The sequence below is a fragment of the Pyxidicoccus caerfyrddinensis genome, from assembly GCF_010894405.1.
Classification (GTDB): Bacteria; Myxococcota; Myxococcia; order Myxococcales; family Myxococcaceae; genus Myxococcus; species Myxococcus caerfyrddinensis.
This window is the reverse complement of sequence record NZ_JAAIYA010000042.1, coordinates 24,365-47,024: the sequence shown is the minus strand read 5'-3', so window position 1 is coordinate 47,024 and position 22,660 is coordinate 24,365. Positions and strand designations below refer to the sequence as shown.

Here is a 22,660-nt window from a genome sequence, read left to right as displayed (position 1 = left end):
CCATGGGCGACGCGCGCGTCGGAGCCACGTTGAAGTATGGCGGCAAGGCGGTGCCCGCGGGCCCCACCGCGCCGGTGGACCCCTCCGGCCTCTCCGTGGCGCTCGACGTGCCCGCCGACGTGGAGCTCTTGCGCGCCTCGCTCACCCTCCAGGCCCCGGGGGATGACGTGCTGGTGGACCTCCCGCCGACGGCCACCGTCGCCACCAGCCTGGGGCCTGGGCCCGCGCCCGCCAACACAGCCATCAATTGGATCAGCCTCGACTGGGGCGCACGCCGCCCGTTGACGTTCCTGCAGGTCAAGACCTCCGAGACGGGCAAGGAGGGACGCGTCAGTGTCGCCGAGGGAGGCCCGTGGTTCCCGCCCACTCCCGGCAGCACCGCCACGCTGGGGGGCACCGGGCAGGCCCTGCCCGGAATCATGGCCAGCCGGCTGATGGTGGAGTTCTTCGTGGCTCCGGCCAATCCCATGCCTCCGGACCCCACCAAGAAGACCACCGCCACCGTGGTGTCGGAGCTGGTAGTGAAGGCCTCCGCCCGGCCTCCGGACCTGACGGCCCTCATCGAGCCGGAGCAGCTCTTCTTCCACCACGCGATGCCGCTCCTGCCCCTCCAGGAGCTGACGCTGCGGGACGAGCTGCGCGCCGCGCTCCAGCGGGCCTGGCCCGCCAGCCTGCGCGGCGGCCCTGTCACCCTCACGCTCCGCTCCTCCGCGCCCTCGCGGCTCCGGAGGCTCGCCCTCACCCTGGACACCGCCGTGCTCACCCGGAAGTGGAGTCCCGGCGGTGACTCGCTCACCCTGCCGCTCTCCACGGATGGAGAGGGCGTGGGCCGCATCGAGGTGCCACCGGACAGGCCCCTGCGAGAGGTCCGGTTCCTCACGCGCTACCAGCCGCGCGGTGAGAGCATCCCCCTCGCGCCCCAACCACCCGCCCAACCCGCGCAGGCGCACCGGTGTGGCGAGGGTTGGGCCGCGGCGCAGGCGTTCTCCCCTCCCGAGGGGGGCGGCGCGCTCGCCGGCCTCGACCTCCACCTGCGTCCCCTCACCCGCTCCGTCCAGGGCACGCTGACCCTCTTCCCGGATGAGTTTAGCCGGCCGGGCAAGGTGCCCCTGGGCGTCGCCGTGGAGCTCGCGCTCGAGGAGCAGGGCAACGCGCCCTGGGCCCCGCGCTGGGTCTCCTTCGAGCTGCCCAGGCCCGTTGTGCTCGACGAGAAGACGAATTGGTGGGCGGTGCTCACCGTCACGCAGGGGAGCGTGCTCTGGAGCCTTGGGGACGCGGCGACCGTTCCCGCGAATGGAGGACTGGCGCCGCGCGCCGCGCTCTACCGCGCCGAGGACACCGGCCCCTGGCTGGAGCGTGAGGTGCCCGCGACGGGAGGCACGAGCAGTGTCCCCTGGGCCTACAGCCGCCCGCGACTGCTCGCCTCGGCCACCGAGCCGCCTTCACCGCCGCAGGTGTTGCTGCGCTGGGGCTCGCGCCAGCTCGCCGTGAAGCCCGACGCCGAAGGGCGCGTCAGCCTGGACGAGCGCGTGCTCGCGGACCTGCCCCCTCCCGGTGCCCCCGCGACGGGCCCCGCGCCCGCGCTCGAGGTCGTCGTCCGCTCCCGGACCGCCGGGGAGCTCACCCTCTCCGAGCTTCGCGTGACGAGCCCCCGGAGCGACACCTACCCGCTCTTCCAGCCGTCCTGAGGTTGCGCCCGCCATGCTGGTCTCCGTCGAAACCTTCTTCCATGACGCGCTCCTCTCCGCGCTGCCGGGCGATGTCGACGTGGCCACTGGCCCTTCCCTGGGTCCCGCGGCCGACGTCACCCAGCTGGTCGAGGTGACCGCGGCGAGCCTGAAGCTGGCGCTGCCCGAGGGAGAGGACCTGACGGCCCGCCGCGAGCCCGCCTTCCACTTCGGGGTGCACCGCTGGCGCGCCAACGGGAAGCAGGTGGACTTCGTCCTGCCGGAAGGCGCCGTGGGACAGGTGGTGGAGGTCGAGTCACCGCCCGGCCAGCCGCTGCGCCGGGGCGATGAGTACCTGGTGGAGGACCGCACCGTGCGCTTCTACCGCCCTCCCGCCCAGGCGGATGTCGCCGTGGTGGCGCTCCTGCGAGGAGAGCGCGCGCCCGGGTTCCTCGAACGCGCGCCCTGTGACATCCCGCTCATCATCCGTGCCTGGAGTCAGGAACCCGGGGCCGCGGACACGCTGCTGTCGAGCGCGCTGAGCGCGGCGCTGATTGCCTCCACGGGCATGGGCAACCTCGACGGCCCGGCCTCGAACGGGTCCGGGGTCCGCATCCGGCTGCTGCGGCCGAGCATGGTGCTCGTCGGGCTCGCGCGCGGCGCCGAGCTGCTCCACGAGAAGCAATTCTTCCGCGCCCAGGCCGAGTTCCTCATCCGTGGGGAGCTCGAGCAGCTCGTCGCGGTGGGAGAGCCCGAGCCCACGGGCATCATCCGCGAGGTGCGGCGGGCGTAGCTGCTCGACGGCCGGCCCGGAGTCTCGCGACGCTCACGGAGCTGCCGCGCTCCGGGCCTTCTCCAGGCCGTCGCGGCAGCCGATGTCCGTCTCCTGCAGACGCACGCAGTTGCCAAAGGCCGCTTCCGCCTCGCTGAAGCGGCGCAGGTCCAGCAGCACCGTACCCAGGTCCCGCCAGGCGTCAAACGCATCCGGCGTGAGCTGCGTGGCCCGGGAGAAGTGCTGGAAGGCGCCCTCCAGGTTCCGCTCCGCGTGGTCCAGGACGGCCAGCTCCTGGTGGGCACTGGCCACGTCGGGGTCGACGGCCAGCACCGCGTTGAATTCCTTCCGGGCCTCCGCCGCCTTGTCCAGCTTCAAGAGAGTCACTCCCAGGTGGTAGCGCGCATGGAGGTCGTCCGGATTCACCCGCAGGGCCCGCTTGAAGCTCTCCAGCGCCTGCGCGTAGGCGCCCTCCTCCAGGTAGGTCATGCCCAGGTTCCGCTGCGCCTCGAGGTGGTCCGCGTTGTACCGCAGCGCACGCAGGAGGCGCTGCTTCGCCTTCACGGTGTCTCCCTGCAGGAGCGCGACGAGGCCCCAGTTGGCCCACGTGTCCGCGTCCGCGCGCTCGGGCGAGAACTCCTGCGCCATGGCGCAATGGACCTCCGCTTTTTGCAGGTTTCCTTCAGCGAGCGACCGGGCGCACAGCGCTGCGTAGTCGTCCCTGGGACAGGCCAGGACCGGGGGACTGCGTGCGCAGCCGGCCAGGAGCAACGCGCACGACAGCGCGAGACGGGTCCATCGAGGAGACATGGCGCCCGAATCGTAGCCGGAGGCCCCCACCCGGTGCAGGCGCGCCGTGCCAACCCAGACGACCGCTCACCCGCGGGAACGAGCCGTTCAGCGTCGCGAGCCTCACTGCGAACGCATCCATGTCCATCCTTCCGCTCACACGGGAGGATGCATGTTCATCGGGTTGGGGGCAGCCAAGGGCGCGGCACTCGGGATTCTGTATACGGCCATCGCCGGGCCGCTATTCGCGTTGTTCCAATTCCAGCACCTCGACGCGGTGGGCTTCTTGCTCCCCATGGTCGCAGCGTGCGCGGTGCCCGCGGGTGCGCTGGTGGGAGCCGCGGCCGTGCTCACCGGCGCGTACCATCCCGGCGCGGTGTGGCGGGCACAGCTCGCGATGGTCCTCATCTACGTCCTCACGGGCATCGTCTTCTTGAGTGTCTTTCTTGGCGAGTCGGTCGCCAGGGCGCTGGAGACCGCGGCGCTGTTCTCGGTGCTCTTCATTCCGCTGGGAGTGGGGGCCACCTGGCTCGCCGTCAGATGGATTCGCCCGCGCCGCTGACGCCCTTCACGGTTCGGGCCTGCGCCCTACACGCGCACCCTCACGTCATGGCACCCCTGCCCATGAGCCGGGTGAAGACGGCGCGGACCGCAGTGGCGGTCCGCGCCGGACGCTCGTCAGGCGTCAGTTATGGATGGACCAGGTGTTCAGCACGCCGGTGTCACCGAAGGCGTCGGTGTCGTAGATGCACAGCGTCCACGTCCCCGCCGCCGCGCCCGCGGGCATCGCGATGGGGCGGTTGGTGAAGCTGAACGTGCCCGACCCACCGGCGAACGTGTTGATCGGGAAGGCCTCCACGGTGGTGCCGTTGTGGGCCAGCGTGCCGCGCAGCACCGAGCGGTACGCGTGGGTGCCGGAGATGTTGAGCTTGGCGACCGAGGCCGCGCCAGTCGTCGAGGTGACGCTGAGGCTGGTGCAGGCGCTGCCGTTGTCGACCGTCTTCAGGTTCGGCGTGCCCGACGCGCTCCAGGACGACGCCGCGCAGCCATCGTTCGGGTACGGCGCCAGCAGGTCCTCGGCAATCGTCGGGCACTGGTCGAGGCCGTTGCGGAAGCCGTCGAAGTCGGTGTCCGGGCAGCCGTCCGTGCGGGCCGGGGCGTGGCCGTCCTCGTCGAGGAACGGGCACACGTCGTTGGCGTCGGGAATGCCGTCCTGGTCCCCATCGGCCGCGCAGGCTCCGACACACTGGTCGCGGTAGTCCGGAATGCCGTCGTTGTCGCTGTCGGCCTGCGTCGCCGCGGAGGAGATGGCCTTCGAGGACTCGACGTAGGTGAACCGGCCGCCCGTCGACACTGCCAGGGACGAGAAGAAGTCATAGTCCGGTGACGGGCTCAGGCTGGTGAGCGGCGCCACGTTGCCCACGACGTCGCCTCGCGCCTCGGCGACGCGCTCGCGCTCCTCCGGCGCCGGGCCGCGCAGCGAGAAGTCGCTGATGACGCTCCAGAGGTCCGCGTCCGAGACGATGTTGCGCGACGTGTACTCGTCCGACACCCGGGTGCGCCACGTCAGCTCGGTGTCGCCGGGGTTGCGGCAGCGCGTCTCGCCGGCATCGATGGGCACGATGTCCGAGTGGTTCTCCTGGCCGTCGGTGGTCATCTTGATGATGCGGGACTCACCGGCCGGCGGGGTCAGCGAGAACTGGCGCGCCGCGCGACACATTGCCTGCGCCATCGGCGTCGCCGCGCCGGGGCAGCTGTTCAGGCTGACGCCGGTGCTGGTGTTGTACCAACCCGAGGAGTTCACCATGAACTGGATGGCCTCGTTGACCGGCTTGAAGCCTACCCACAGCGGCTGCATGACGTCGCCCTGGAACTCGCGCACCTGCACGAGCCGCGTGCTCGCCGTGGCCTGGTAGTTGGGGCCCGCGGGGCAGTTGGTGTCGTACTCCACGCGCGTCGTGAACCCGAGGCCCGGGTTCGAGATGTTGAAGTCGAGGCCCTGCCAGTAGCCCTCGAGGATCAACAACACCGAGTTCTGCGAGACCTGGCACTTGGTCTGCCCGTCCGCGCGCGTCGACATCATCGACCCGGTCCTGTCGACGTTGATGACCAGCTTGCAGACAGCTTCCGCCGGGCTCGCCGCGAACAGAACCAGACTTCCCATCAAGAGAATACCGCTCCGTGTCATTGCGTTTCTCCCATCTGAATGTCAGCCGATGCGTCGCGCTAGAGCACGACTCACTGGCCGGGCAGCACTGCCGAACCCTGCCGTTGGAGACCAACGCAGATGCATTTGTTCCTTCGCGAACGGGGCGTCGCATTGAAAGGACTGCGGCAATTACTTACGTATAAACCACTACGTCTGCATGTATCACGGCGATGCGAATCCACCCGGCACGCAGCCGCGGGAAGATCTTCAGCCCCCCTCGTTACATCGACAGGGAGCCATGGTGGCTCCGGGCGAACGGCGACCGTTGCCCTATCCAATGAGGGGGAACCATGAAGACGCGGATGCGACGGTACCTGATGATGGCGTTGGGAGCGGTGGTGCTCTCGCTCCCGGGTTGTTTCGGCACGTGCACGGGGACCGGGACCGGCCCCGGCCAGATCCCAGACACCGGCAATGCGCACTGCGGCGAAATTCAATGTCAGGAAGGTGAGGAGTGCCTGAGTTGTGGTTCGGAGCTCTCCTGTCAGCCCAAGGGCACGGTGTGCTGCAAGGAGGGCACCGGCGCCGGAGGAAGCGCCCCCGTCATCTGCCAGCCTGGCTTGATGTGCATCCACTGCGGTCCCGGCGCTGACGGCTGCGTGGAGCCGGGCTCGGTGTGCTGCAAGGAGGGCACCGGCGCCGGAGGAAGCGGCCCCGTCATCTGCGGCGCCAAGGAGACCTGCGAGTTCCAGTCCTGCGTCCCCAAGTGAGCCCCGGCGCTCTCTCATGTAGAAGAACCTGAGAAGAGAAAACCCCGTGGCGCCAGCAAGGTGCCCCGGGGTTTTCTTTCGCCATCCCTCCGCGAGCGCTCACCCGCCCGCCGGCCCCAGGAACCGCGCTTCCATCCGCTTCACCTCGCCGGACGCCGAGTCCTTCACCTCCACCGTGAAGACGAAGGGCCCGCTGACGCGCTCCCGCTGCACCGTGATGAACAACGGCACACGGAAGCTCTCCAGCGAGGCCAGCTTCACCTCCGCCTGGGGCACCACCACCTGCGCGGGCACGGGACTGTCCACGCGAATCGTGAAGGTCGTCTCACCGGGGTTCTTGTTCACCAGGTGCAGCTCGAACTGGTTGCGCACCGTGCCCTCTTCGATGAGGTACGGCGTGCCCTGGAAGCGCAGCAGGTTGGCCTCGAATGGAACGCGCTGCACGAGGCTCAGCGTGAGGCCGGTGAAGGCCGCCACCATCAGCGCGCCATACAGCACCAGCCGGGGCCGCAGCACGCGGCGGGGCTGGCCGTCCAATCCGTTGAGCGAGTCATACCGGATGAGCCCGCGCGGCCGGCCCACCTTGTCCATGACGTCGTCGCACGCATCCACGCACTGCGCGCAGGCCAGGCAGTCCATCTGCAGGCCATTGCGGATGTCGATGCCGGTGGGGCACGCCATGACGCACCGGCGGCAATCCACGCAGTCCCCGCGCGGCGGAGCCACCTCGCCCGGCTTCGCCTTCAGCATCCGCCCGCGAGGCTCTCCGCGCTTCACGTCGTAGCCGATGATGAGCGAGTCCCGGTCCTGCATCGCCGACTGGAGCCGGCCATAGGGACACACCACCACGCAGAGCTGCTCGCGAAACCACGCGAAGTTGAAGTACAGCGCGCCGGTGACGGCCATGGCCCACCCGAAGGCCACCGGAGACACGGCAGGGCCCTCGGCCACCATGGACACCAGCCCGCCCGCGGACACGAAGAGGCTCAGCGCCGCGTGGGAGATGAGCAGCGACACGCCCAGGTACGCGCCATGCTTCAGCCCCGCCCGCACCACCCGGGCCGGCGTCCACGGCGAGCCCGCCAGCTTCAGCCTCCGCTCGCGAGGCCCGTCGAAGAAGCGCTCGAGCGGCCGGTACACGCCCTCCAGGAACACCGTCTGCGGACACGCCCAGCCGCACCAGACGCGGCCCAGCCACGCGGTGACGAACAGCAGGCCGAAGCCCACGGACGTGACGAGGAAGAGGACGCGCCAGAAGTCCTGCGCGTTGTAGGTGCCCCCGAAGAGGTAGAAGCGGCGCGCCGCCACGTCCAGGTGCACGGCCGGGTGGCCGCCCACCTCCACCAGCGGCAGCGCCACGTAGAAGGCCATCAGCACCGCGAACAGCACCCGCCGCCGGGTGATGAAGCGGCCATGGATGTCCGAGGGGTGGATGGCCAGACGTGAGCCATCCGCCCGGATGGAGCTGAGCTGGTCGATGCGCGGGCTGTCCTGCTGCGGTGCGGCTGCCATGACGACGCGTCCTCTCCGTGGCCTTGCGCTACGGCTGCTCGGGCTCGCCCTGCGGCGCCTTGCCGCCGGGCGCATTCGTCCCCTTGAGCGTCAGCACGTACGCGGCGACAGCGCGCACACGCTCCGCGCCCAGCGTGCGCTCCCACGCGGGCATGCCTTTGGCCACCACGCCCTCGGCCACCACCTTGTGGATGGCCACCGGCTTCGCGCCGTGCAGCCAGAAGCCGTCCGTCAGGTTGGGTCCGATGAGGCCCTGGCCCTGCGCGCCGTGGCAGGAGGCGCAGTTCGCCTGGAACACCGCCTTGCCGTTGCCCACCGTCGTCGGGTCCTGCACCAGCGCGAGCAGCGTCTCGTCGGACACGGGCTTGTGGTCCGCGTTGCGCTTGGCCACCTCCGCGGCCTCGCCGGAGTACTCGCCGAGCTGCCCCGGCGACAGCTCCGCGATGTGGTACCAGAACCAGTAGCCCGCGCTGAAGACGAGCGAGGTCCAGAGGATGAGCAACCACCAGTTGGGCAGCCGGTTGTCGTGCTCCTCGATGCCGTCGTAGATGTAGTGCAGCGGCGCCTTGTCACTCATGGCCCTGTTCTCCCCGCTCGGAGAGCGGCATCTGCGCGAGCGCGTCGAAGTCCTGGCTGCGCCGGGCGCCGAAGACCCAGACACAGACGCCAAGGAACACCGCGATGAACAGCCAGAGCGCGAAGAGCGGAAGCTCCGTCAGCGACATCCCCTCGTAGAATTGCTTGTACATCAGCGCGTCCCTCCCTGGCTGTCGACGGCGGAGGCGGTGGGCGGACCGCCGGGTTGCTGCTGCACGGGCACGTCCTGCGGCCCGCGCCCCAGTCGCTGCAGGTAGGCGATGAGCGCCACCAGCTCCGAGTCCCACTTCAAGTGCACACCCTGCGTGGCCAGGTCCGCGGTGATGCCTTCCGCCTGCGACTTCTGCCGGGCCTCCGCGGTGTCGATGTCCGCGTTGGTGTACGGCACGCCCAGCTTCTGCATCAGCGTCAGCTTCTTCGGCGCGTCCTTGGTGTTGAGCTGATTCTTCGCCAGCCACGGGTACGGCGGCATGTTGGAGCCAGGGCTCGTCGCGCGAGGGTCCAGCATGTGCGTGTAGTGCCAGAGGTTCGGGTACTTGCCGCCCAGCCGGTGCAGGTCCGGGCCGGTGCGCTTGCTGCCCCACTGGAAGGGGTGGTCGTAGATGAACTCCTCCGCGCGGGACACATCGCCGTAGCGCTGCGTCTCCGCGACGAAGGGGCGAATCATCTGCGAGTGGCACGTGTAGCAGCCCTCGCGGACGTAGAGGTCACGCCCCTGCAGCTCCAGCGGCGAGTACGGCTGCTGCGCCTCACCGTGCGCGGGCACCGCCTGCTTGAGCATGATGGTGGGCAGCAATTCCGCGACGCCACCGATGAGGATGGCCACCAGCGTCAGCACCGTGAAGGCGAGCGGCCGGCCCTCGATGAGGCCGAACCAGGACGGCCTGCCCGCCTCGCGCTCGCGCCGGGTGACAATCCAGGCGAACTCGCCCAGGGCGATGATGGCGCCCATCAGCACCAGCGCGCGCACCGGCCTCGCCCAGCCGAGGAACATCGTCACCGTGAGGATGGCGATGGCGAAGATGAGCGGCCGGCCCGTGACGACCTGAACCCAGCCGGGCGCGGGCGTGGCGGCGGGCACGGGCGCGGGGGCCGGCGTCTCCACGACGACGGTGGCTTCGCCGTTGACGGGCTGGCCGGCGCGGGCCGTCTTCCACAGGTTCCACGCCATCATGATGAAGCCCACCAGGTACATGGAGCCGCCCGTGAAGCGGACGATGTACATGGGCCGGATGGCCAGCAGCGTCTCCACGAAGTTCGGGTAGAGCAGCGTCCCGTCGGCGTTGGTGGCGCGCCACATCAACCCCTGGGTGATGCCGCTGATCCACATCGACACCGCGTAGAGGAGGATGCCCACCGTCGCGAGCCAGAAGTGCGCGTCCGCCGCCTTCGTGGAGTGCAGCTTCGTGCCGTACAGCCTGGGCACCAGCCAGTAGAACATGCCGGCGGCCATGAAGCCGTTCCACCCCAGTGCGCCGCTGTGCACGTGGCCGACAATCCAGTCCGTGTAGTGGCCCAGCGCGCTCACCGACTTGATGGACAGGAGCGGCCCCTCGAAGGTCGCCATGCCGTAGAAGGTGACGCCGGCGATGAGGAACTTGAGGACGGGGTCCTCGCGCAGCTTGTGCCACGCGCCCTTGAGCGTGAGCAGGCCGTTGAGCATGCCGCCCCACGACGGGGCCCAGAGCATGACGCTGAAAATCATCCCCAGCGACTGCGCCCAGTCGGGCAGCGCGGTGTAGAGCAGGTGGTGCGGGCCGGCCCAGATGTAGATGAAGACCAGGGCCCAGAAGTGGATGATGGAGAGCCGGTACGAGTAGACAGGCCGCTCCGCCGCCTTGGGCAGGAAGTAATACATGATGCCCAGGATGGGCGTGGTGAGGAAGAAGGCGACGGCGTTGTGGCCGTACCACCACTGCACCAGCGCGTCCTGCACGCCCGCGTAGACGGAGTAGCTCTTCAGCGGAGAGAACGGCAGCGCCAGGCTGTTGACGATGTGGAGCACCGCCACGGTGACGATGGTGGCGATGTAGAACCAGATGGCGACGTAGAGGTTCTTCTCGTTCCGCTTCTTCAGCGTCCAGAAGAAGTTGATGGCGAAGACCACCCAGATGACGGCAATCGCCAGGTCGATGGGCCACTCCAGCTCCGCGTACTCCTTGGAGGTGGTGATGCCCAGCGGGAGCGTCACCGCCGCCGCGACGATGATGAGCTGCCAGCCCCAGAAGTGGATTTTGGAGAGCACGTCCGACGCCATGCGTGTCTTCAGCAGGCGCTGGGACGAGTAGTAGATGCCGGCGAACATCATGTTGCCGACGAAGGCGAAGATGACCGCGTTGGTGTGCAGCGGGCGCAGGCGCGAGTACGTCGTGTAGGGGATGCCCAGGTTGGCCTGCCACCACGCGAGCTGGCTGGCCACCAGCGCCCCTACCGCCATGCCCACGATGCCGAACAGCACCGACGCCATGATGAAGCGCCGGACCGTGGTGTCGTCGTAGATGATTCGCTGCTGTTGCACGGAATCACTCCTGGGAAGCGGAAGGCTTGGGCTCGGGGGCGGCGGGCGACGGGGCGCTGTCGTCCTCGAGCGGGAAGAGGGAGAGGCGGTCGGCGTGCTCGTGGTCTCGGTGGCGCACGCTGTAGGCGAACAGCAGCACCGAGCTGGCGACGAGCATCAGGCTGACGAAGACCTGGAGGATGAGGACATTCATACGGGAACCTCCCGCAGCCGCGTGGGAGTGGAGACCGGGCGCTCACGCGCGGCGGACAGGCTCCACACGGTGAAGAGGACGGTGGCGAGGCTGGTGGCGGGCATGGCCAGCGCGGCGCGCAGCGGCGTCATCCACCCGGCGAGGCACACGGTGACGGCCACGACGTTGTAGGCCACGGCGAGCGTTAGCAGCCGGCGCACCACCTGGCGCAGCCGCAGCGACAGGCGGAGGGCCTCGCGGATGGAGGCGAGCCCCTCGCCCAGGAGGAAGAAGTCGCTCTTGCCCGGCATCACCGGCCGGTCGATGGCCGGAGTGCCCGCGCAGAGAGCGCGCTCGAAGGCGAGGCTGTCGTTGACGCCGTCGCCCAGGTACAGCGTGTCCGCCGCGTCCAGCGCCGACACCGCCGAGGCCTTGTCCTCGGGACGCTGGCCGCCCAGGGCGTGTGCGATGGGGATGCCCAGTGCTTCGGCCAGGTCTCGCACGCGCGCCGGTGCGTCTCCGGAGATGAGCCACACCGCGCGACCCTCGGCCTGCAGCGCCTGGACTTCGCGCCGCGCATCCGAGCGGACCGACTCGCGCAGGGCGAAGGAGGCCACGAGCACGCCGTCCCGGGTGAGCACCGGGCCCGAGACGGCGGCAACACCCTGCCCCGCCACGGCCCACTGCGCACGGCCCAGCCGCCAGCACACGCTGTCGCGGGTGAGCTCCACGCCCTGCCCCGCGTGCTCCGTCACCCGGGCCTCGGCGGAGAACCGCGCCCCCACGCGAGCCAGCGCCGCGCTGAGGCAGCGGCTCGCCGGGTGGTTGCTGCGCGAGGTCAAATCGAAGGCCACGTCCCGGGCCTCGGGCGCCAGCGCCTCCACCGACGCGCGGTCCACCAGCTCCAGCCGTCCGAGCGTCAGCGTCCCCGTCTTGTCGAACAGCACCTGCCGCACGCGGGGCAGCCGGTCCATCAGGTCCGGGCTCCGCACGAAGAAACCCTCCCGGCGAAGGCGCGCCTGCACCAGCTCGTACGCGAGCGGCGTGGCGATGCCGATGGCGCACGGGCACGTCACCACCAGCAGCGCCACCGCCACCTCGAGCGCCTTGTCCGGGCCGGCCGGCCACCACAGCGCGAGCCCCAGGCCGGACACCCCCAACACCGTGACGACCCACCGGCGCGACACCCGGTCCCAGAACCGCGTGTGGACCGCGGCGCTCCCCGTCCCGGCCGGAGCCCTTCGCAGCAGCGCCACCAGCGGCGAGTCGGTGAAGGACTGCGCCGCTCGCACGCGCACCGCCTCGCGACCCGCGTTGAAGGCCCCCGCCGGAAGCGAGTCCCCCCGGGCCACGGCGCGCTCCCCGGGCTCACCCGTAATCCAGTCGGTGGACACGCGCGCGTCCGCGTCCAGCAGCACCGCGTCCACGGGCACCAGGTCGCCCGGCGCAATCACGAGCACGTCGCCCTCGCCCACCTCGGCGGCGCGCACGGTGGCGAGCCGCTCGCCCTCCTGCCTGCGGACGAACAGCCCCTCCGCGCCGTCATCCTCCAGGAGGAAGCGGCGGTTGCGCTCCAGCACGCGCTGCTGGAGCCAGCGGCCCACCAGCATCAGCGTGACGAAGGTGTTGAGCGTGTCGAAGTAGGCCAGGTCGCCACGGCCACCCCGCGCCTGCACCAGCGAGGTGCCGAACACGAGGAGGATGCCCAGCGCAATCGGCAGGTCCAGGTGCAGCACGCCGCGCCGCAGCCCCTGCACGGCGGAGCGGAAGAAGGGCCACCCGCCCACCAGGACGACGCCCGTGGACAGCGCCAGGCTCAGCCGCGTGAAGAGGGCGAAGACGTCGCCGTCCTCAGGCGTGAGCCCGACATAGAAGCTCACCGAGAACAGCATCACGTTCATCGCCAGCGCGGCGCAGAGGCCCAGGCGGATGGGCAAATCCAGACTGGCGGCCTCCGGGTGCTTGCGGCTGGGGCCGAAGAGGTAGCCGAAGCCCTCCACCGCGCGCAGGAAACCGCCGACGTCGAAGGCGCCGCGCCGCCACTGCATGCGCACCTTGCCGAGCGCCGGGTCCACCGTGAGCCCCGCCCCGCCCTGCTGCCGGCGGAACAGCTCGTTCATCAGCCACACGCACGCGGCGCAGTGGATGCCCTGCACGTCCAACTCCAACGCGCACACGGGGCCGGGGATGGCCTCCGCGCGCGTCACCAGCGGCTCCAGCCACGCGAAGCCGCGGTCCCCGCGAGGCTCCGGCGCGGGCGCCGCCTTGCCCTGCGTGAGCTGGTAGTAGCGGGTGAGGCCCTGCTCTCGCAGCAGGCCATATACGGCCTCGCACCCCGCGCAGCAGAAGTCGCGCGACGCCGTGCCCACGGGGACGGGACTGCCGCAGTGGAGGCAGGCATCCGAAGCGGGTGCGGCATGCGAGGAGGCAGGCATTCACGGTGTCACCTTGCGAACGGCATGCCCGTTGCGAAGCAGGGGGGCATGCCGCTCGAAATGACCGCCTTTTCCTCGCTGCTCCCCGCGCTCTCGCCTTCATCGGCGGTGGCGGTGGGCGCACTCGGTGCGCTGACGGTGGGGCTCACCGGGAGCGTGCACTGCTTCCTCATGTGCGGGCCGCTGGCCTGCGCGGGGCTGCCCGCGGTGCCGGGCCCCGAGCGGCGCCGCGCGGTGCTCGCGTACCAAGGAGCGCGCGTGGCTGCGTACACACTGGTGGGCGGGGCGCTGGGCGTACTCGGTGGCGGGGTGACACGGGCGCTGGCCGTGTCCACGCGGCCCTGGCTGCCCTGGCTGATGGCGGCCGCGCTGGTGGCCTCCGCGCTGGAGGTAGGCAAGCGACTGCGCCCGCTGCCGGGCCTGTCGCACGTCGTGCGGTACGTCTCGCGCTGGGGCGCAAAGTTTTCGTGGACGGGCCGCGCGGGTGCAATGGGTGCGGTGACGCCACTGCTGCCCTGTGGCCTGCTGTACGGCGTCTTCGCGGCGGCGCTGGCGAGCGGCTCCTTCGGCGGCGGCGCGCTGGTGCTGGGGGCCTTCGCGCTGGGCGGGCTGCCCGCGCTGCTCGGCGCGCAGCTCCAGGCAGGGCTGTGGAGGCACCGGCCCCGCGCCGCGGCCTTCGTCCTCCAGCGGGCGGTGCCGCTGCTGGCGGCGGCGGTGCTCGTCTACCGCGCGGTGGCCCCGGCACGCTGCCACTGATACCGGCCAGACGGCTGCGGCAATGTAATCAAACACCCGCATCGCCCCTCCCTACCCCGGAAGCCGCCTGACGCTTGTCGCCCCCGGGCCCTTCGGCGACGCTCCCGGCGCTCCTTCCGCGTCCCCTTCCCCGAGGCTCCATGAACGCACTGCGCCCCACGAGCGTCCTCGCCGCGCTGCTGCTGCTCTCCCCTGGCTGCACCACCTCGCGTCCGCCCGCGCAGGTGGAATCCCCGGCCGCCCACGCCGCCACGCCCGCGCTGGCCCCCGCCCAGGTGGCGCTGCGCACCTTCGTGGACGCGCACTTCGAGGAGCACTTCCGCCGCTCGCCGATGTCGGCCACGTCCGCGGGCGTGCACACCTACGACGGAGAGCTGCGCGGCTTCCGGCCCGAGGAGAGGGCCTCGAACCTGGCGTACCTGAAGGACCGGCTCGCGGCGCTGCCGAAGGCGGTGGACCGCGCCGCGCTGCCGCCCGAGGACCGGGCCGACTACGACATGCTGGAGAACCACTTCCGGGCGAAAATCCTGGACCTGGAGGCGGTGCGCTCGTGGGAGCGCAACCCGAACACGTACCTGGGCTTCGCCTCGAGCTCCGTGTTCCAGCTCATCAACCGCGACTTCGCGCCGTTGGAGGACCGGATGCGCTCGGCGGTGAAGCGCATGGCGGTGGTGCCGGAAGTCTTCGCGGCCGCGCGGGCCAACCTCAAGAATCCGCCGAAGCTGTGGACGGAGATTGCCCTCGAGCAGGTGAAGGGCACCCGCGCGCTCTATGCGCAGACGCTGCCCCTGGCCTTCGCACCGGTGAAGGACGCCGCGCTCCAGGACGCCTTCAAGCAGGAGCAGGCCCGCTGCCTGGAGGCCATCGACGGGTACATCCGCTTCCTGAAGGAGGACCTGCTGCCGCGCTCGAGCGGGGCCTTCGCCATCGGCGAGGAGACGTACCGCCAGAAGCTCCAGTACGAGGAGGGCGTCACCGAGAGCATCGACTCGCTGCTGGCCTGGGGCCGCTCGGAGATGAAGCGCACGCAGGAGCAGTTCCGCGAGGTGGCGGGACGGCTCGCGCCGGGCAAGGCGCCCATGGACGTGTACCGTGAGTTGGGCAAGGACCACCCCGCGCCCGCGGAGCTGGTGTCCACGACGACGGCGACGCTGGAGGACATCCGCCAGTTCCTCATCGACCACCGCATCATCACCGTGCCCAGCGAAGTCCGGGCGCGGGTGGCGGAGACTCCGGCCTTCAACCGGGCGCTGTCCTTCGCGAGCATGAGCACGCCGGGCCCGTTCGAGACGAAGGCGACGGAGGCGTACTACTACGTGACGCCGCCGGACCCGGCGTGGAACGCGGAGCAGACGCTGCAGCACATGAGCTTCTACAACCGCTACGCGCTGCCGCTCGTCTCCATCCACGAGGCGTACCCGGGTCACTACGTGCAGTTCCTCTGGACGAACCGCATCCAGTCGAAGGTGCGCCGGCTGTTCGGCTCGGGCTCGTTCAGCGAGGGCTGGGGCCTGTACACGGAGCAGATGATGCTCGACGAGGGCTACGGCGGCACGGGCGCGCAGGCGGACCGGCTGCGGCTGAACCAGCTCGCGCTCTACCTCCAGCGGCTGGCGCGCTACGTGGCGGGCCTGTCGCTGCACACGCGCGGCATGACGTACGAGCAGGCGGTGCGCCTCTTTGAAGAAGAGGCGTACATGACGCGCATCAACGCGGAGCGCGAGGCGCGCCGTGGCACGTCGGACCCGACGTACCTGGTCTACGCGCTAGGCAAGAAGATGCTGATGGAGCTGCGCGAGGACGCAAAGGTGAAGTGGGGCAAGGACTTCACCCTCCAGCGCTTCCACGACGAGGTGGTCTCCTACGGCTACCCACCCGTGCCCATCGTCCGCCGGCTGCTGCTCGGCGAGGACACAGCGCCCTCCGCGTCCCGCTGAGCACGAGCTTCTTCCCGTTGAGGTACGTGGTCGCCGTGTCCTCGCCCCACTCCGGCATTTCACTGGAACAACCTCTCGGAAGTGCGCCGGACGACAGGGCTTCCGGGGCGCGCTAGAATCCCGTTCTAGCCATGGAGAAGGAACGCAGAAGCGCCGTTGGAGAGCGGAGTCGTCGCGCCATCCTGGATGCCGCGCTCGAGTGCTTCACCCGGCTGGGGTGGGCGGCGGCGACCATCGAGGACATCCGCAAGTCCAGCGGCGCCAGCGTGGGCAGCGTCTACCACCACTTCGGCGCGAAGGAGGGCATCGCGGTCGCCCTCTACATCGACTGCCTGCGCCAGCATCAGGAGGTGCTGCGCGCCCGACTGGAGCGCGAGCACGACGCGGAAGGCTTCGTGCGCGCCGTCGTCATGCACCACATCACCTGGTCGCGGGCGAATCCGGACGCGGCGCGCTACCTCATCCGCATGCGCCGCGAAGAAGCGGTGGCCGCCGCCGAGCCGGAGATTCAATCCGCGACGGGCGACTTCCTGCGTGAGGGCTATACCCGGCTGAAGGCCTTCGCGAAGGAAGGCCAGTTGCTCCACCTGCCTTCCACCGCGTACATGCCGCTGCTGCTCGGGCCCGCGCAGGAACTGCTCCGCTACTGGGCCGGCGGCCGGGGCGAGCTGAAGCCCGGAATCGAGAAGGTGTTCGCGGACGCGGCATGGAGATGTCTGCGACCGGAAGCGCCGCCCCGCAAGACGCCATGATTCGCGGGGGTAGCAAACCGGGCACGCCGGCGGTTTTCGTCATCGCCGCCATCCCGCGGTGATGCGGAGCCTGGACTGGTGGGCCGCCCTCGATACGACCCGACCCTGAAGTCCACGAGGCGCAATAGCCCCGGTGTCGCGCACCGGGGCTGACCTGGGCGACTGCCCACCGGAGCTCTACGCCACGAGCCCGAAGCCCACGGGGCGCGGCAGCCCCGGTGTCGGGCACCGGAGCGGCCCACCGGAGCTCTGCGCCACGAGCCCGAAGCCCACGGGGCGCAGCAGCCTCGGTGTCGGGCACCGGAGCGGCCCACCGGAACTCTGCGCCACGAGCCCGAAGCCCACGGGGCGCAGCGGCCCCGGTGTCGGGCACCGGAGCGGCCCACCGGAGAGGTAGTCCCGCCCTACCCGACCCATGTCAGCCCCCTCCGGTAGAAGGTATTGGCGGAAGGAACGTTCCTTCCGCGTGAGGGTCCGCCCGGCGGGGTGGGGGAAGGGGACGGGGGATGGGGCTGCTGGAGCTGCACCACGGCGGGATGATGTTCGACGTGGCGGAGGTTCTGGGGCTGCGCGGCTATGACCACGTGCCGGCGGAGGAACTGGCCCGGGTGGCGCGCATGTCGGTGGGCTCGTTGTACCGGCGCTACGGCAGCAAGGAGGCCTTCGCCCAGGCGGCGCAGGCCTACAGCGAGGACGACTTCTGCCGCTCGGCGGAATGGACTCCCTCCGCGGAGCTGCGTGCGGCCGCGGAGATAGACTTCCGCGAGGCGTTCTTCACCTTCTGGTACAGCCTGGTGAACTGGGCGTTCGCGCTGCCGGGCCCCTTCTGCTTCACCTTCCTGCACCGCTACCCGGAGACGTCCGGGCGGCAGCAGCCCGGCAGTGCGGCCCGGGCCCTGGTGCGCGAAGTCCTCCTTCAGGGGGAGCAGGAAGGTGCGCTGGTGCCGGGCTGCGCCCGAGCGGGCGAGGTGCTCGTCTGGGGGACGCTGACCGAAGTGGTGCGTGGGTGGGCCGAGCGACATGAGCCGGTGTCCGAGGACGACGTCCACGCCTCCGCCCAGACGCTCTGGCGCGCGCTGGCGAAGGCGGAAGACCCTGACAAGCCTCGCGGAGCAGGCTCTCCTCCTCCTGGTGCGGTGCAGCCCCAAGCCGCCACACCCGCAGGTCTCGCGGCGCCCATGGGCCTCGCGCCACAGGAGGCGCGAGCGACCAACTCAGGCACCACGGGCATGTGTCGGGCCGTCGTTCCCGGACAGGGCCCACTCGATGGCGTCGCCGATGCGGTCCTGTCCGAAGAACAGCTCGCCACGGGTGACGCAGTTGGGCGCGCCGAAGATGCCCAACGCCTCGGCCTGGGCGGTGTTCTCGCGGAGCCGGGCCTTGTTCTCCTCAGTGACGGCCGCGGCGAGCACCCGCTCGGAGTCGACGCCGAGCCCGCGCAATATCTCCGCGACGACGGCCGGCTGCGCGATGTCGCGGTCCTCGGCGAAGTTGGCGCGGAAGACGGCGCGGATGTAGTCCCCGAGCCAGGGCTCGCCCTCGCCCGCGCAGGCCACCCGGGATGCGAGGACGGTGCCTCGAGGGAAGACGCTCGGCCGACGCCAGGGCAGGCCGTGCTTCGCGCACAGCCGCTCCAGGTCGCGCCACATGTACCGGCCGCGAACCGGACTCACGTTGAACGGCGAGTCCTTGATGCCGAGCTGCGCGGTGAACAGCGGCCCGAGGAGGAACGGCTTCCACAGGAGCGGAACTCCCGCGGCCCGGCACTCCTCTTCGATTCGCAGCGCACCTACGTACGAATAGGTGCTCCCGAACTCAAACCAGAACTCCAGCGGTGCGGCCATGCGGACCTCCTGGCCGCGAGGTCTACACGCGCTCGAGCACCGCCGCCACCGCCTGACCGCCGCTCGTGCACAACGCGACGAGGGCCACCGTGCCACCGCGCCGCTCCAGCTCGTCCATGGCGGTGCTCACGAGCATGTTGCCGGTGGCGCCCAACGGATGGCCGAGGGCGATGGCGCCGCCGTTGACGTTGACGCGCTCCAGGTCCACCTCCAGCGCGCGCGCCGTCTGGAGGACGACGGCCGCGAAGGCCTCGTTGATTTCCCACAGGTCCACGTCGCGCGCCGACATGCCCGCGGCCTTGAGGGCCTTGAGCGCGGCGGGAGCCGGCCCCGTCAGCATCAACACCGGGTCGCTCCCCACCGCGGAGACGGCCCGCACCTTCGCGCGGGGCTTGAGCCCGTGGGCCCGCACGTAGTCACCGGAAGCCACCAGCATGGCCGCCGCGCCGTCCACGATTCCGCTGGACGTGCCGGCCGTGTGCAGGTGCCGCACCTCGCGGGCGCGGGGCCATGCGCGCACCGCCAGCGCATCCAGCGTCTCGCCATGGGGGCCAGCGACCTGGGCGCCCAGCTGGGTGAAGGAAGCAGAGAGCGCCGCCAGCTTCTCGAGCGACGTGTCCGCGCGCGGAGAGTCATCGGCGGCCAGCAGCACCTCGCCGGTGTCCGGGTGCTTCACGGGGAAGAGGCTCCGGCTGAAGCGCCCCTCCGCCTGCGCTCGCGTGGCGAGCTGCTGGGAGCGGAGGCCGAACGCATCCAGCTCCGAGCGGGAGAATCCCTCCAGCGTGGCGATGAGGTCGGCGGAGATGCCCTGGGGCACCTGGAAGAGGCGGTCGCGCAGACGGGTGTTGCCCCCGTCCGTCCCGCCGCCGTCCGCCCCCAGGCCCAGCCGGCTCATCTGCTCGACGCCGCCAGCCACCACCAGCCGCTGCGCTCCCGAGGCCACGCCCATGGCGGCCAGCGACAGCGCCTGCAGGCCCGAGCCGCAGAAGCGGTTGAGGCTGAACGCCGGCACCGTGATGGGCCAGTTGGCGGCCAGCAGCGCCTGCCGGGCGATGTTGGCGCCCTGGGCCTCCACCTGGGCCACGCAGCCAATCACCACGTCGTCGACTTCCGATACGTCCACGCTCGTGCGCTGTGGAAGCTGTTGCAGCGTCTGCGCCAGCAGCTCCTGCGGGTGCAGCCCGCTGAGCGCGCCCTTCCCAGGCTTCGCCCGGGCCCGTGGCGTCCGGACCGCATCCAGAATGTAGGCATCCATCGGCAAACCCCTTCCCACTCGCGGCGAGGCCTCGTGCCCCGGTCAACGCGGCACAACAATATTTCAAGCATAATATGGTCGCAATCCCAATTCGCACCCCGGGTCCATGGGCGGACAGTCCGTCAGAGGAGAGGCGCCGGGGTTCGAGACCGGATTCCGGATGATGGCTATAATCCGGAGCAGCGAGGAGACACCTGGATGGGGCATCCCCCGGAGCAGAAGCAGGCGACACACGAGCGCATCCTGGAGGCGGCGAGCGGGCTCTTTCGCCGGCAGGGGTTCTCCGCGACGAGCGTGGAGAACGTGATGCGCGCCGCCGGGCTGACGGTGGGCGGCTTCTATGCGCACTTCGGCTCGAAGCAGGCGCTCCTCGTCGAGTCGCTCTCGCGCATCATGTCGAAGCGCAGGGGGGAGTGGTTCCAGGGGATTGAGGACCTGCGAGGCGTGGAGTGGATGAGCCACCTCGTGCGGCGCTACCTCTCCCGGGCCCACCGTGACGCCCAGGTGCCCGCGTGCCCGCTGCCCGCGGTGCTGTCCGACGTGGCGCGCGGAGAGCCTGCGCTGAAGGAGACGCTCTCCCGGGAGGCGGACCTGATGGTGCAGGGCATCGCCGAGAATCTCTCCGGAGACGCCCGCGCGAGCGCCCGGGAGCGCGCGATGGCGGCCTACGCGCTCTGCATCGGGGCGCTGAGCATCGCGAAGGCGACGGAGGGGACACCCCTCTCCGACGAGATGCTCCTGGCGGCCCGCCGCGCCTCCGTGCTGCTGGCGGAGACGTCGGAACCCCGCGACTGACGCGGGCGCCGGTTCGCGGCGGACTCGAGCCCCGCGCTACAGTCCCGCCCGAGATGATTCGCGAGAACCCGAGCGTGCCCATCCTCACGGGCCTGGTCCTGCTGGTGCTGGGTGTGGTCATCGGCGGCGAGCTGCTCCAGGACCCGAGCGCCAACGATGACCCGACTGTCGCGAGGCCGCTGCGGCCCGTGGCCCGCGCGCAGGGCCGGCAACCTGCCCCGTCGTCGGCAAAGCTGGGTGCGAGCCTCGTGTTCATCTCCTTCGGCGCGGGGCTGAGCCTGTATGGCTTCCGGCAGTCGAAGCGCCAGGGGTTGCTGCTGCGGGACGGCGTGCCGGTGGTGGGCCGCGTCGTCCACATCCACCACGAGCGCAAGCGCAGCAGCAGGCTCACCTACCGCTTCGTGGACGACCAGGGCCAGGTGCGCGAGGGCGTCTACGCCACCCTCTTCGCGGGCGGCCCGCTGGACGAGCTTCAGGTCGGCACGGAAGTCACCGTCGTCTACGACGCCACGGACTCGCGCAGGCACACGCTCGACGTGGACCACGTGCGGCGCGCGGACGCCGAGCTGCGCCGGCTCTGACCTCACGCTGCAAGCGGCCCGGCGGCGACCTACGCCGTCTCGGGCCGCAGCGTCACCGGGTGCTCGCGCAGCCACTCCTGGCAGCGCTGGATGCGCGCGGCGGCGGCCGGCAGGCCCATGGTCGTCAGCAGCTCCCGGTAGGGCTCGAACGTCTCCGGCGTCCACGTGGTGAGCGCCTTGAGGTCCGCGAGCATGACCATCTCCTCGGCCGAGCGCCCCACGGCCTCCTGCCGCGAGGTGAGCAGCGCGGCGAGCGTCATGCGCGCGGGCTCCGCCTCGAAGGCGATGGCGGTGTCCATGAAGGCCGCACGGGTGGCCTCGTCAGCGGACGCGTCCTTCGCCTTCTCCCGCAGGCGCCCCAGCAACCCCGACAGGAAGTCCTCGTCGAGCGCGCCCTTCACCGCGCGCATCAGCGTCGTCACGGCCTCCCGCCGCGTCGCCGGCTCCGCGTCCTGCGGCAGGGACTTCAGCGCCTGCATCGGCTCCCAGAGGACGCAGGTGAGCCATAGCTCCTCCTCGGGCGCGAAGACGGGCGGAGAGGAGGGCTCGCGCATCCGGGCCTCGACGCGAGCGGCGCGCTCCCGGGCCTCGCGGGCGATGCGCTCGGCGATTCCCGGGTCCGACTGCACGTAGCGCAGCAGCGCGTCCACGTCACCCCCGCGAGCCTGCTGGAGGGCCTCGCGCGCCTCGGGTGGCAGCGTCTCCTCGGCGAAGCCGCCGGCGAGCGCCTCGTACTTCTTCACCAGCTCCGCGTGCTTCGCGCTCCACTCGCGGAACTGCACGTCGAACACCACGTCCAGCAGCGGGTTGTCCTCCGGACGCGAGCGGCCGAGCTTCTTCGACGCCGAGGCGAACAACACCCCCACGCTCAGCACCTGCCGGTCTCCAGCGGGGAGCCCCGGCACGGAGGCGCGCCCGAGCAGCGCCGTGCCGAGCTGCTCCATGAACGCGGGCGTGCCCAGCGCGCGGACCGTCCCGACGAGCAGCTCGCGCCGGGCGCTGGTGGCGTCCTGGCCTTCCTTGTCGGACAGCCGCGCCAGCTCCGGGCCCACGTGGTCGGCGAATGCCTTCGCGTCGAAGCGCAGGCCGGGCGCGGGGCCCCACTCCCCCAGCAGCGCGCCCAGGCGCACCAGGCACCCGGACAACCGGGTCGTGTCCGGGTCTCCCAGAATCTCCATCGCCGTCTTCAGGTCCGCGGCGAGTGGGTGCGCGGGAGCGGGGGGCGGCACGGCCTTCGCCCGGTCCTCGGCGGCATGGCAGACCTTGTACTTCAGGCCGCTCCCACAGGGGCACGGGTCATTGCGGCCGGGCTTCTTCGAGCTCAAGCAGTCCTCACGGGGCTTGCACGTGACAGGTGCG

At 70.7% G+C, this 22,660-nt stretch carries 22 protein-coding genes and 1 pseudogene; 10 read left to right on the top strand and 13 right to left on the bottom strand.

The window, feature by feature from the left end; genetic code table 11:
• Positions 1-2 precede the first annotated feature (2 nt).
• Positions 3-1,688: a hypothetical protein gene (locus tag G4D86_RS49360; protein ID WP_164002661.1), complete on the top strand. Its 1,686-nt coding sequence runs from the start codon at positions 3-5 to the stop codon at positions 1,686-1,688.
• A gap of 13 nt (positions 1,689-1,701) precedes the next feature.
• Positions 1,702-2,460: a hypothetical protein gene (locus G4D86_RS49355; protein ID WP_164002660.1), complete on the top strand. Its 759-nt coding sequence runs from the start codon at positions 1,702-1,704 to the stop codon at positions 2,458-2,460.
• A 33-nt stretch (positions 2,461-2,493) separates the two neighbouring features.
• On the opposite strand, the gene G4D86_RS49350 is transcribed toward G4D86_RS49355, so the two are convergent.
• Entirely contained in the window at positions 2,494-3,087 is a 594-nt protein-coding gene (locus G4D86_RS49350; RefSeq protein WP_164002658.1) for a tetratricopeptide repeat protein, read from the bottom strand.
• A gap of 313 nt (positions 3,088-3,400) precedes the next feature.
• On the opposite strand from G4D86_RS49350, the gene G4D86_RS49345 reads away from it, so the two are divergent.
• Positions 3,401-3,790, top strand: coding sequence for a hypothetical protein (locus G4D86_RS49345; RefSeq protein ID WP_164002656.1), 390 nt, complete (start codon positions 3,401-3,403; stop codon positions 3,788-3,790).
• Between the two features lie 123 nt (positions 3,791-3,913).
• On the opposite strand, the gene G4D86_RS49340 is transcribed toward G4D86_RS49345, so the two are convergent.
• Positions 3,914-5,392: a thrombospondin type 3 repeat-containing protein gene (locus tag G4D86_RS49340; RefSeq protein WP_205520399.1), complete on the bottom strand. Its 1,479-nt coding sequence runs from the start codon at positions 5,390-5,392 to the stop codon at positions 3,914-3,916.
• A gap of 335 nt (positions 5,393-5,727) precedes the next feature.
• Here G4D86_RS49340 and G4D86_RS49335 point away from each other — a divergent pair, with 335 nt between their 5' ends.
• Positions 5,728-6,147: a hypothetical protein gene (locus G4D86_RS49335; protein WP_164002652.1), complete on the top strand. Its 420-nt coding sequence runs from the start codon at positions 5,728-5,730 to the stop codon at positions 6,145-6,147.
• A gap of 99 nt (positions 6,148-6,246) precedes the next feature.
• Here G4D86_RS49335 and ccoG read toward each other — a convergent pair whose 3' ends face one another.
• Genes ccoG through G4D86_RS49305 form a run of 6 tightly spaced genes read right to left on the bottom strand, consistent with a single transcriptional unit; the run spans position 6,247 to position 13,381 of the window.
• The gene (gene ccoG, locus G4D86_RS49330) at positions 6,247-7,659 is read right to left on the bottom strand and encodes a cytochrome c oxidase accessory protein CcoG (RefSeq protein ID WP_164002650.1); all 1,413 of its coding nucleotides are present in this window, start codon (positions 7,657-7,659) and stop codon (positions 6,247-6,249) included.
• A gap of 28 nt (positions 7,660-7,687) precedes the next feature.
• Positions 7,688-8,236, bottom strand: a complete 549-nt coding sequence (locus G4D86_RS49325; protein ID WP_164002648.1) for a c-type cytochrome — start codon at positions 8,234-8,236, stop codon at positions 7,688-7,690.
• On the bottom strand, positions 8,229-8,408 hold the full coding sequence (locus tag G4D86_RS49320; protein WP_164002645.1) for a CcoQ/FixQ family Cbb3-type cytochrome c oxidase assembly chaperone: 180 nt from the start codon (positions 8,406-8,408) through the stop codon (positions 8,229-8,231). Before G4D86_RS49320 ends, G4D86_RS49325 begins: the two co-directional genes overlap by 8 nt.
• Positions 8,408-10,774, bottom strand: a complete 2,367-nt coding sequence (gene ccoN / locus G4D86_RS49315) for a cytochrome-c oxidase, cbb3-type subunit I (RefSeq protein WP_240360925.1) — start codon at positions 10,772-10,774, stop codon at positions 8,408-8,410. The genes G4D86_RS49320 and ccoN overlap by 1 nt, the downstream gene beginning before the upstream one ends.
• 4 nt (positions 10,775-10,778) lie before the next feature.
• A complete protein-coding gene (locus G4D86_RS49310; protein WP_164002643.1) occupies positions 10,779-10,967 on the bottom strand; it encodes a cytochrome oxidase in 189 nt (62 codons plus the stop codon).
• Positions 10,964-13,381 (bottom strand): heavy metal translocating P-type ATPase, encoded by a 2,418-nt coding sequence (locus G4D86_RS49305; protein ID WP_164002642.1) that lies wholly within the window; start codon positions 13,379-13,381, stop codon positions 10,964-10,966. The genes G4D86_RS49310 and G4D86_RS49305 overlap by 4 nt, the downstream gene beginning before the upstream one ends.
• Before the next feature lie 48 nt (positions 13,382-13,429).
• Between G4D86_RS49305 and G4D86_RS49300 the strand changes: the two genes are divergently transcribed.
• The 3 genes from G4D86_RS49300 (at position 13,430) to G4D86_RS49290 (ending at position 16,826) form a co-directional block, all read left to right on the top strand.
• The gene (locus G4D86_RS49300) at positions 13,430-14,137 is read left to right on the top strand and encodes a sulfite exporter TauE/SafE family protein (RefSeq protein ID WP_164002640.1); all 708 of its coding nucleotides are present in this window, start codon (positions 13,430-13,432) and stop codon (positions 14,135-14,137) included.
• 140 nt (positions 14,138-14,277) lie between these two features.
• On the top strand, positions 14,278-16,074 hold the full coding sequence (locus G4D86_RS49295) for a DUF885 domain-containing protein (protein ID WP_164002639.1): 1,797 nt from the start codon (positions 14,278-14,280) through the stop codon (positions 16,072-16,074).
• A 131-nt stretch (positions 16,075-16,205) separates the two neighbouring features.
• Positions 16,206-16,826, top strand: a complete 621-nt coding sequence (locus tag G4D86_RS49290) for a TetR/AcrR family transcriptional regulator (RefSeq protein WP_164002636.1) — start codon at positions 16,206-16,208, stop codon at positions 16,824-16,826.
• Positions 16,827-17,003: 177 nt separating this feature from the next.
• On the opposite strand, the gene G4D86_RS49285 is transcribed toward G4D86_RS49290, so the two are convergent.
• Positions 17,004-17,243, bottom strand: a complete 240-nt coding sequence (locus tag G4D86_RS49285) for a hypothetical protein (protein WP_164002634.1) — start codon at positions 17,241-17,243, stop codon at positions 17,004-17,006.
• Positions 17,244-17,332: 89 nt separating this feature from the next.
• Between G4D86_RS49285 and G4D86_RS54465 the strand changes: the two are divergent.
• Positions 17,333-17,488 (top strand): annotated as a pseudogene (locus G4D86_RS54465) (helix-turn-helix domain-containing protein); the annotation flags it as partial.
• Between the two features lie 20 nt (positions 17,489-17,508).
• Here G4D86_RS54465 and G4D86_RS49275 read toward each other — a convergent pair.
• The 3 genes from G4D86_RS49275 to G4D86_RS49265 all read right to left on the bottom strand — a co-directional run bounded on the left by G4D86_RS49275 (position 17,509) and on the right by G4D86_RS49265 (position 19,925).
• The gene (locus G4D86_RS49275) at positions 17,509-17,661 is read right to left on the bottom strand and encodes a hypothetical protein (protein ID WP_163991615.1); all 153 of its coding nucleotides are present in this window, start codon (positions 17,659-17,661) and stop codon (positions 17,509-17,511) included.
• A gap of 379 nt (positions 17,662-18,040) precedes the next feature.
• Positions 18,041-18,670, bottom strand: a complete 630-nt coding sequence (locus G4D86_RS49270; protein ID WP_164002632.1) for a 2-hydroxychromene-2-carboxylate isomerase — start codon at positions 18,668-18,670, stop codon at positions 18,041-18,043.
• A gap of 22 nt (positions 18,671-18,692) precedes the next feature.
• Entirely contained in the window at positions 18,693-19,925 is a 1,233-nt protein-coding gene (locus G4D86_RS49265; RefSeq protein ID WP_164002630.1) for an acetyl-CoA C-acyltransferase, read from the bottom strand.
• Between the two features lie 198 nt (positions 19,926-20,123).
• Here G4D86_RS49265 and G4D86_RS49260 point away from each other — a divergent pair, with 198 nt between their 5' ends.
• Both G4D86_RS49260 and G4D86_RS49255 read left to right on the top strand, forming a co-directional pair.
• On the top strand, positions 20,124-20,720 hold the full coding sequence (locus tag G4D86_RS49260) for a TetR/AcrR family transcriptional regulator (protein WP_164002628.1): 597 nt from the start codon (positions 20,124-20,126) through the stop codon (positions 20,718-20,720).
• Positions 20,721-20,773: 53 nt separating this feature from the next.
• Positions 20,774-21,301 (top strand): DUF3592 domain-containing protein, encoded by a 528-nt coding sequence (locus tag G4D86_RS49255; RefSeq protein ID WP_164002625.1) that lies wholly within the window; start codon positions 20,774-20,776, stop codon positions 21,299-21,301.
• A 29-nt stretch (positions 21,302-21,330) separates the two neighbouring features.
• Here the strand turns inward: G4D86_RS49255 and G4D86_RS49250 are convergent, their stop codons facing one another.
• On the bottom strand, positions 21,331-22,626 hold the full coding sequence (locus G4D86_RS49250) for a YecA family protein (RefSeq protein WP_205520398.1): 1,296 nt from the start codon (positions 22,624-22,626) through the stop codon (positions 21,331-21,333).
• Positions 22,627-22,660: the final 34 nt, after the last annotated feature.